Origin of the sequence: Bartonella sp. AP9QHHD, from assembly GCF_042195625.1 — a bacterium.
Taxonomy (GTDB): Bacteria; Pseudomonadota; Alphaproteobacteria; order Rhizobiales; family Rhizobiaceae; genus Bartonella.
On the sequence record NZ_JBHIOP010000089.1, the window covers coordinates 25,029 to 33,483 of the forward strand.

The 8,455-nt window shown below is 42.5% G+C and carries 18 protein-coding genes and 1 pseudogene; all 19 read right to left on the bottom strand.

Annotation, left to right across the window (positions count from 1 at the left end):
- Nucleotides 1-91: 91 nt before the first annotated feature.
- On the bottom strand, nucleotides 92-454 hold the full coding sequence (rplR, locus tag ACFIK4_RS07720; protein WP_273791414.1) for a 50S ribosomal protein L18: 363 nt from the start codon (nucleotides 452-454) through the stop codon (nucleotides 92-94).
- Between the two features lie 12 nt (nucleotides 455-466).
- Nucleotides 467-1,000, bottom strand: a complete 534-nt coding sequence (gene rplF, locus ACFIK4_RS07725) for a 50S ribosomal protein L6 (RefSeq protein WP_273791413.1) — start codon at nucleotides 998-1,000, stop codon at nucleotides 467-469.
- Between the two features lie 39 nt (nucleotides 1,001-1,039).
- Entirely contained in the window at nucleotides 1,040-1,438 is a 399-nt protein-coding gene (gene rpsH, locus ACFIK4_RS07730) for a 30S ribosomal protein S8 (RefSeq protein ID WP_375629006.1), read from the bottom strand.
- 14 nt (nucleotides 1,439-1,452) lie between these two features.
- Entirely contained in the window at nucleotides 1,453-1,758 is a 306-nt protein-coding gene (gene rpsN / locus ACFIK4_RS07735) for a 30S ribosomal protein S14 (RefSeq protein ID WP_273791412.1), read from the bottom strand.
- A gap of 24 nt (nucleotides 1,759-1,782) precedes the next feature.
- The gene (gene rplE, locus ACFIK4_RS07740) at nucleotides 1,783-2,340 is read right to left on the bottom strand and encodes a 50S ribosomal protein L5 (RefSeq protein WP_375675683.1); all 558 of its coding nucleotides are present in this window, start codon (nucleotides 2,338-2,340) and stop codon (nucleotides 1,783-1,785) included.
- Nucleotides 2,333-2,647: a 50S ribosomal protein L24 gene (gene rplX / locus ACFIK4_RS07745; protein ID WP_015856579.1), complete on the bottom strand. Its 315-nt coding sequence runs from the start codon at nucleotides 2,645-2,647 to the stop codon at nucleotides 2,333-2,335. Before rplX ends, rplE begins: the two co-directional genes overlap by 8 nt.
- Nucleotides 2,648-2,659: 12 nt before the next feature.
- Nucleotides 2,660-3,028 carry a 50S ribosomal protein L14 gene (gene rplN / locus ACFIK4_RS07750; protein ID WP_004855715.1) on the bottom strand — a complete coding sequence of 123 codons (369 nt, stop codon included), beginning with the start codon at nucleotides 3,026-3,028 and terminating at the stop codon, nucleotides 2,660-2,662.
- A gap of 144 nt (nucleotides 3,029-3,172) precedes the next feature.
- The gene (gene rpsQ, locus ACFIK4_RS07755; RefSeq protein WP_012231991.1) at nucleotides 3,173-3,412 is read right to left on the bottom strand and encodes a 30S ribosomal protein S17; all 240 of its coding nucleotides are present in this window, start codon (nucleotides 3,410-3,412) and stop codon (nucleotides 3,173-3,175) included.
- Nucleotides 3,413-3,423: 11 nt separating this feature from the next.
- Nucleotides 3,424-3,624, bottom strand: a complete 201-nt coding sequence (gene rpmC / locus ACFIK4_RS07760) for a 50S ribosomal protein L29 (RefSeq protein WP_375606714.1) — start codon at nucleotides 3,622-3,624, stop codon at nucleotides 3,424-3,426.
- A 14-nt stretch (nucleotides 3,625-3,638) separates the two neighbouring features.
- Complete coding sequence (gene rplP / locus ACFIK4_RS07765) at nucleotides 3,639-4,052, bottom strand: 50S ribosomal protein L16 (protein WP_375611475.1); 414 nt, start codon at nucleotides 4,050-4,052, stop codon at nucleotides 3,639-3,641.
- A 36-nt stretch (nucleotides 4,053-4,088) separates the two neighbouring features.
- Nucleotides 4,089-4,799 (bottom strand): 30S ribosomal protein S3, encoded by a 711-nt coding sequence (rpsC, locus tag ACFIK4_RS07770; RefSeq protein WP_273791408.1) that lies wholly within the window; start codon nucleotides 4,797-4,799, stop codon nucleotides 4,089-4,091.
- The gene (gene rplV, locus ACFIK4_RS07775; protein WP_375675686.1) at nucleotides 4,799-5,188 is read right to left on the bottom strand and encodes a 50S ribosomal protein L22; all 390 of its coding nucleotides are present in this window, start codon (nucleotides 5,186-5,188) and stop codon (nucleotides 4,799-4,801) included. Before rplV ends, rpsC begins: the two co-directional genes overlap by 1 nt.
- Before the next feature lie 2 nt (nucleotides 5,189-5,190).
- The gene (rpsS, locus tag ACFIK4_RS07780; RefSeq protein WP_004855734.1) at nucleotides 5,191-5,469 is read right to left on the bottom strand and encodes a 30S ribosomal protein S19; all 279 of its coding nucleotides are present in this window, start codon (nucleotides 5,467-5,469) and stop codon (nucleotides 5,191-5,193) included.
- Between the two features lie 15 nt (nucleotides 5,470-5,484).
- Nucleotides 5,485-6,318, bottom strand: a complete 834-nt coding sequence (rplB, locus tag ACFIK4_RS07785) for a 50S ribosomal protein L2 (protein WP_375611474.1) — start codon at nucleotides 6,316-6,318, stop codon at nucleotides 5,485-5,487.
- Nucleotides 6,319-6,338: 20 nt separating this feature from the next.
- Nucleotides 6,339-6,632, bottom strand: coding sequence for a 50S ribosomal protein L23 (locus ACFIK4_RS07790; protein WP_273723987.1), 294 nt, complete (start codon nucleotides 6,630-6,632; stop codon nucleotides 6,339-6,341).
- On the bottom strand, nucleotides 6,629-7,249 hold the full coding sequence (gene rplD, locus ACFIK4_RS07795) for a 50S ribosomal protein L4 (RefSeq protein WP_375650443.1): 621 nt from the start codon (nucleotides 7,247-7,249) through the stop codon (nucleotides 6,629-6,631). Before rplD ends, ACFIK4_RS07790 begins: the two co-directional genes overlap by 4 nt.
- Before the next feature lie 2 nt (nucleotides 7,250-7,251).
- Nucleotides 7,252-7,989 carry a 50S ribosomal protein L3 gene (gene rplC / locus ACFIK4_RS07800; RefSeq protein ID WP_273791404.1) on the bottom strand — a complete coding sequence of 246 codons (738 nt, stop codon included), beginning with the start codon at nucleotides 7,987-7,989 and terminating at the stop codon, nucleotides 7,252-7,254.
- A 27-nt stretch (nucleotides 7,990-8,016) separates the two neighbouring features.
- Complete coding sequence (rpsJ, locus tag ACFIK4_RS07805) at nucleotides 8,017-8,325, bottom strand: 30S ribosomal protein S10 (protein ID WP_005773267.1); 309 nt, start codon at nucleotides 8,323-8,325, stop codon at nucleotides 8,017-8,019.
- 61 nt (nucleotides 8,326-8,386) lie between these two features.
- Nucleotides 8,387-8,455 (bottom strand): annotated as a pseudogene (locus ACFIK4_RS07810) (elongation factor Tu); the annotation flags it as partial.

The window sequence follows — 8,455 nt, forward strand, 5'->3', positions numbered from 1 at the left end:
CCGGAAGCACGATAACAAAGTCCCTCATCAAACTGGAAGAACTTAAACGAAATACTCTAAACTCTCCTTACTCATTCATAAATAAGAAATTTTAGAAATTCAAACCACCTTCACGAGCAGCTTCAGCTAAAGCTTTGACGCGACCATGGTACACATACGCTCCACGATCAAAAACCACCTCATTAACACCCGCTTTCTTCGCACGCTCAGCAATTAACTTACCAACAGCAAAGGCCGCCTTTTTATCAGCACCACTCTTTAACGATTTTTTCAAATCACTTTCAAGAGTAGAGGCTGAAACAAGTGTACATCCCCGCAAATCATCGATAACTTGAGCATAAATGTTCTGATTTGAACGATAAACACTAAGCCGAGGACGATCATGAGAAACCATTTTAATTCTACGACGAACACGCCTTGCACGACGTTGGATAATGTCCTTAGATGAAACCATAATACAAAATCCTTATTTCTTTTTACCTTCTTTACGGAAGATACGTTCATCTGCATGCTTAACACCTTTACCTTTATAAGGCTCAGGCCTACGATACTCACGAATCTCCGCTGCAACTTGTCCAACTTGCTGTTTATCAATTCCAGAAACAACAATTTCCGTTGGCTTAGGAACAGTCACAGTAACACCCGACGGAACTTTATAAACCACATCATGCGAAAAGCCCAGAGATAGTTGAACATCCTTACCCTGCAAAGCAGCACGATAACCAACCCCATTAATCTCCAACCTCTTTTCAAAACCATCTTTCACACCACAAAAAATGTTCTCAATCATTGAGCGCGACATACCCCATTTAGAACGCGCATCTTTTGACTGATCCCGCGGCATAACTGATATGATATTTTCCTCAAGTTTGACTAAGACTTCATCATTGACGACGTAACTCAGCTCACCTTTTGGACCTTTTGCCTTAACCAGCTGACCTTCAACAGTAGCAGTAACTCCAGAAGGAATTGAAATGGGTTTCTTTCCAATACGAGACATTGTTCTAACCTACTTTTTCTTCCGTTTTCTTGACATAACTTAGAAAACACGACAAAGGAGTTCTCCACCAACATTCTGTTCACGCGCCTTATGATCTGCCATGACACCTTTAGGAGTCGATAAAATCGAAATACCAAGGCCATTTGCCACCTGAGGAAGTGACTTAGCAGAAACATACACACGACGCCCTGGCTTTGATACACGTGAAATCTCACGAATAGCAGCCAGCCCTTCAAAATACTTCAATTCGATTTCAATCTCAGCTTTCCCATCACCTAAATCAATTTGATTATATCCACGAATATAACCTTCCGACTGAAGAACATCAAGAACGTGCGCACGAAGCTTCGAAGCTGGAGTAACTACTTTACCTTTTTTACGACCAAGTGCATTACGAATACGTGTTAGCATATCACCAAGAGGATCTGACATAGACATTAAATAATCTCCTCTTACCAACTAGACTTTACAATACCAGGAATATAGCCAATAGAGCCAAGCTCACGCAACGCAATTCGCGACATTTTTAATTTACGATAATAAGCCCGCGGACGACCTGAAACCTCACAGCGATTACGAATACGAACTTTCGAAGAATTACGCGGCAACTCTGCCAGCTGAACAGAAGCTTTAAAACGTTCTTCAAGAGAAACCTTCTGATCCATAACTATTGCTTTCAAACGTGCACGACGGGCAGCATAGCGCTTTACCATCACCTCACGACGCTTATTTTTTTCAACGGCACTTACTTTGGCCATAATTTCACCTCACTACGTTTGCCGTTACGAACGAAAAGGAAAATTAAAAGCACGCAATAACTCACGAGCTTCATCATCCGTTTTTGCTGTCGTACAAACGATAATATCCATACCCCAAATTTGATCAACTTTATCATAGTTGATTTCTGGAAACACAATGTGTTCTTTAATACCCATAGCAAAATTGCCACGACCATCAAAACTCTTTGGATTTAAACCACGAAAGTCACGAACCCGCGGAAGAGCAATCGTCACAAGACGATCTAAAAACTCAAACATACGATCTTTACGCAATGTAACTTTAGCCCCAAGAGGCATTCCTTCACGAACCTTAAAGGTCGCAATAGAATTACGCGCACGCGTAACAACAGCCTTCTGACCCGTTATTAGCCCTAAATCCTCAGCGGCAAAGGAAGGCTTCTTCGAATCAGCAGTTGCTTCACCTATCCCCATATTTATTACAACTTTATCAATCCGCGGAATTTGCATCGCATTTCTGTAATTAAACTTCTCTTGAAGCACTTTACGAATCACTTCAAAATAATGCGCTTTCATACGCGGTATTTGTCTTTCCTCAGCCATTAATCAACTCTCCCGAACGCTTGGCAAAACGAACTTTATTACCATCTGCATTCATACGAAAGCCTACACGTGTAGGCTTACCATCTTTAGGATCAGCAATCGCCAAATTAGACAGATGAATCGGAGCTTCTTTAGAAATAATTCCAGCTTCTTGCTTCTGCGTTTGACGTTGATGACGTTTAATCATATTAATCCCACGAACAAAAGCCTTATTCTCTTTTGGACTAACCTTAATTACTTCACCACTACATCCTTTATCCTTACCGGACAAAACAACAACTTTATCACCTTTTCGAATCTTCTGCATAACATTTACTCCTTACAGAACTTCAGGAGCAAGCGAGATGATCTTCATATGATTCCTACCACGCAATTCACGGGGAACAGGTCCAAAGATACGAGTACCGATCGGCTCTTTTTTATTATCTACTAAAACCGCAGCATTACTATCAAAACGAATGACACTACCATCTGCGCGACGAATATCCTTAGCAGTACGAACCACAACAGCTTTCATAACATCACCTTTTTTAACACGGCCACGAGGAATTGCATCCTTAACCGAAACAACAATAATGTCACCGACCGAAGCATATTTCCGCTTTGAACCGCCTAACACTTTGATGCACATGACACGACGCGCTCCAGAATTATCAGCAACGTCGAGGTTTGTTTGCATCTGAATCATGACTGGCCACCTTCTCTTAACACATATATCCGATTGAATCTTTTACACACTCGGATTTGCCTGCCAAATAACGATAAAGTTATCGCCTTCAAATTTATCAATGATAACCACACTGTTAAATTCTAAAACAATAAGCTTAACTCATTACGCTACATTGTCTTTTACAACAATCCAACATTTATCTTTCGAAATTGGTCTAGATTCCTGAATAGAAACTTGATCCCCAATCTTGAATTGGTTGTTTTCGTCATGCGCTTTATAATTTTTAGACTGCCGAACAGTCTTCTTAAGAAGCGGATGAGAATAACGGCGTTCAACTTTGACAACAACAGTCTTATCACTTTTGTCGCTAATAACAACACCCTGCAAAACGCGTTTAGGCATCTCTTATTTCCTTAAACCTTACTTTCACTTATCTTTTGACGAAGAAAAGTTTTAATACGCGCAATATCACGACGAACTTGTCTAACGCGCGCAGTCTTTTCTAATTGACCTGTTGCTTTTTGAAAACGCAAATTAAATTGCTCTTTCTTTAACTTAGCCAATTCATCTTTCATTTGGTCGAGCGTTTGCGCCCGTAATTCTGTGGCTCTCATCGCTTATAACCTCATTATTCAGCAATACGCTGGATGAAACGCGTTTTTATAGGCAACTTTGCAGCACCCAATCTTAGTGCTTCACGTGCAACATCCTCCGGAACTCCATCAAGCTCAAACATGACGCGCCCAGGAGCAACACGTGCAGCCCAATAATCAACACTTCCCTTACCTTTACCCATACGAACTTCAGTCGGTTTAGATGTAACCGGAAGATCTGGAAAAATGCGAATCCACACACGACCAGAACGCTTCATATAACGTGTAATCGCACGACGCGCCGCTTCAATTTGACGAGCAGTAACCCGCTCCGGCTCAACAGCCTTCAAACCGTAGGCACCGAAATTCAAATCCGTACCACCCTTCGCAAAACCGTGAATACGGCCTTTGAACTGTTTACGGAACTTTGTGCGCTTTGGCTGCAACATTGTTCTCTACTCCAAATTTTAGTTCAATCTCAAAAACTAAGCATTTTCGCGGCGACGATTCGATGAAGAACCAGATTGATCAGCTTCCGTAGCACGACGTTCTGAAGCCATCGGATCATGCTCAAGAATCTCACCCTTAAAGACCCAAACCTTAATACCACAAATACCATAAGCGGTCTTAGCTTCTGCTGTACCGTAATCAACATCAGAACGCAAGGTATGAAGTGGAACACGACCTTCACGATACCATTCCATACGAGCAATTTCAGCACCACCAAGACGGCCAGAACAATTGATACGAATACCTTCCGCACCAAGACGCATAGCAGACTGAACAGCACGCTTCATTGCACGACGAAAAGCAACACGACGCTCTAACTGTTGAGCAATTGATTGCGCAATAATTGTCGCATCAATCTCCGGTTTACGAATCTCCACAATATTCAATGAAGTTTCAGCATCCGTCATTTCTGAGAGCTTACGACGAAGCTTTTCGATATCAGCACCCTTTTTACCAATAATCAAACCAGGACGTGCAGAATGAATTGTAATACGACACTTTTTATGAGGACGCTCAATAACAACCTTAGAAATAGCCGCCTGTTTAAGTTCCTCAAGCACATATGAACGAATTTTCAAATCTTCATGAAGAAGGCGCCCATATTCACCACTATCAGCATACCAACGAGAGTCCCAAGTCCGATTAACACCAAGACGAAGTCCTATTGGATTGATCTTCTGCCCCATTACGCGGCCTCCACTTTTTCGGTAACTTCACGAACAATAACAGTAAGATGCGAAAATGGACGTTCAATTCTACTAGCACGCCCTCGACCACGAACATGAAAGCGCTTCATCACTATCGACTTACCAACATAAGCTTCCGCCACAACAAGCGAATCAATATCAAGATCGTGGTTATTTTCTGCATTTGCAATTGCTGATTCAAGCGTTTTTTTCACAGTAGCAGTAATTCGCTTGCGTGAAAACATCAAATCAGCGAGCGCTACATTAACTCTTTTACCACGAATCATTGCAGCAACTAAATTAAGCTTCTGCGGACTAACACGAATTGTCCGCGTGACAGCTCTTGCTTCATTATCTTTAAGCTGGCGCGAAACTTTAGCTTTTCCCATTCCTACTTCCTCTTCGCTTTCTTATCGGCACCATGACCATAATAAGTCCGGGTAGGAGCGAACTCACCAAACTTATGCCCAACCATCTCTTCAGAAACAGAAACAGGAATATGCTTATTACCGTTGTAAACACCAAAAGTTAAACCAACAAATTGCGGTAAAATAGTAGAGCGACGACTCCATATTTTTATAACTTCGTTGCGCCCACTTGCACGTACCTTCTCTGCTTTACCAAGAAGATAGCCGTCAACAAACGGACCTTTCCACACTGAACGAACCACCTCAGACTACCTTTCTCATTTCTTGCGTTGATGACGCGTACGCATAATAAATTTATCAGTGGCTTTATTGGAGCGCGTACGCTTACCTTTCGTAGGTTTACCCCAGGGAGAAACTGGATGGCGCCCCCCCGATGTACGACCTTCACCACCACCGTGTGGATGATCAACGGGGTTCATAGCAACACCACGAACATGTGGACGTTTACCACGCCAACGTGACCGCCCCGCCTTACCATCATTAATATTCCCATGATCAGGATTTGAAACAGCGCCAACAGTTGCAAAACAGCTACTCGGAACCAAACGCTGCTCACCAGAATTTAAACGAAGAATAGCCATACCATGATCTCGTCCAACCAACTGCGCATAAGCACCTGCTGAACGTGCAATCTGTCCGCCTTTCCCTGGCTTCATCTCAACATTATGAATAATTGTACCTACAGGCATATTAGCAAGAGGCATAGCATTACCTGGTTTAACATCCACATTTAAACCAGCCATAACAGAATCACCAACACCAAGACGCTGTGGTGCAAGAATATAACTCAATTGCCCATCCTCATAGCGGATTAAAGCAATAAAAGCGGTACGATTAGGATCGTATTCTAAACGCTCAACCTTTGCTGAAACATCACGTTTAAGACGCTTAAAGTCGACAAACCGATAACTACGTTTATGTCCACCACCCTGAAAACGAGCAGTAACACGACCGCGATTATTACGTCCACCCTTTGAAGACAAACCTTCAGTTAACATCTTTACAGGTTTTCCCTTATAAAGACAAGAACGTTCCACAATAACAAGCTGACGCTGCCCAGGTGTCGTTGGATTAAACTGCTTAAGTGCCATTATTCCTATCTCCGAGCCTCTTAAAGACCTGTCGAAACGTCGATAGTCTGACCACTGGCCAGAGTTACGATCGCTTTTTTGACATCACTCTGCCGACCAACTATACCTTTGAAACGCTTCACTTTACCCTTACGGACTATCGTGTTAACTGCTTTAACTTTTACGCTAAAAAGCGCTTCAATAGCAGCCTTAATCTCAGGCTTCGTCGCTTTCGGCGCGACATTAAAAGCAACTTGATTATATTCAGAAATCATAGTCGCCTTTTCAGTAATAACTGGACTAATAATTATATCATAATGGCGAAGATCTGTCATTTAAAACGCTCCTCAAGAGCCTCAACAGCTGCTTTTGATAAAACAAGTTTGCTGCGACGCAAAATATCATAAACATTAATTCCCTGAATAGGCAAAATGTCAATATTAGGGATATTAGAGGCTGCACGAAGAAAGTTAATATCAATCTCTTTACCATCAATCAAGAGAGCGTTATTAAATCCAAGCTTAGAAAAATGAGAAACAAGCATTTTCGTTTTAGCATCCTTAACAGTCAACTCATCCACAATAATTAAATCTTTTGCTTTTAATTTTGCAGATAAAGCAAGACGTAACCCAAGAGCACGAATCTTTTTAGGAAGATCATGCGCATGGCTACGAACCACCGGTCCATGTGCCTTACCCCCACCCCTAAACTGCGGTGCACGTGCAGATGAATGTCGAGCACGCCCAGTTCCTTTCTGTTTAAACATTTTTGCCCCTGTTCGCGACACATCAGAACGACCTTGGGATTGATGACTTCCCTGCTGACGACGTGCAAGCTGCCAACGAACAACACGTTGCAAAATATCCTCACGCGGAACAAGATCAAAAATAGCTTCAGAAACCTTTAATTTGCCAGCTTCATTACCATCAAGAGTTTTAATTACAAGATCCATTATTAGGCTCCCTCAACCTCAGAGGTTTCCGTCACCGGAGTAACCATTTCCGCTTTCTCCTTCACAAGACGGCGAATACCAGCAGGCTTTGGAGCATTATCAGGAAGACGCTTCTTCACAGCATCCCGTATCAAAATCCAAGAACCTTTAGAACCAGAAACAGCACCACGCACTAAAATTAAACCACGCTCACTATCAGTGGAAATAACTTCAATATTCTGTGTTGTTACACGCACTTGCCCCATATGGCCAGCCATTTTTTTACCTTTAAAAACTTTACCAGGATCTTGGCACTGCCCTGTAGAACCATGAGCACGATGTGTAATCGAATTACCATGAGAAGCACGATGTCCACCAAAGTTATGTCGTTTCATAACACCAGCAAACCCCTTACCAATACTGGTACCAGTCACATCAACTCTTTGTCCTGGAACAAAATGTTCCACTGTAATCTCAGTACCAACATCAAGAAGATTGTCGGGACTCACACGAAACTCTGCTATTTTGGCTTTAGGCTCAACAGAAGCCTTAGCAAAATGTCCACGAAGAGCTTGTGAAGTATTCTTAACCTTAGCAAAGCCTACACCTAATTGAACAGCAGTATAACCATTCTTTTCAACTGTACGCTGAGCAACGACTTGACAATTCTCCAAACGAAGTACCGTCACCGGCACATGCTCACCAGCATCATTATAAATACGGGTCATGCCCAGCTTCTGTGCTATTACACCTGAACGCATCGGGTCTGTTCCTTCTGTCCTCAAACCTCAGAGCTTAATTTCTACATCCACACCAGCAGAAAGATCGAGCTTCATAAGCGCATCCACTGTTTGCGGCGTTGGATCAACAATGTCAAGAAGACGCTTATGTGTTCGCATCTCAAACTGCTCACGACTTTTCTTATCGATATGCGGTCCACGATTGACCGTAAACTTCTCAATCCGCGTCGGAAGCGGAATGGGACCACGGACATTTGCACCGGTACGTTTAGCAGTCGATACAATCTCACGCGTCGACGTATCAAGAATTCTATGATCAAACGCTTTCAAGCGAATGCGAATATTCTGACTGTTCATGCTCTTTATTTCCCTGTTATACAAAGTGCCTTCAATAATCAAAGCACTCAACAAGCATTATTTATTCAATGATCTTAGAGACGATACCGGCACCAACAGTACGACCACCTTCACGAATAGCAAAACGAAG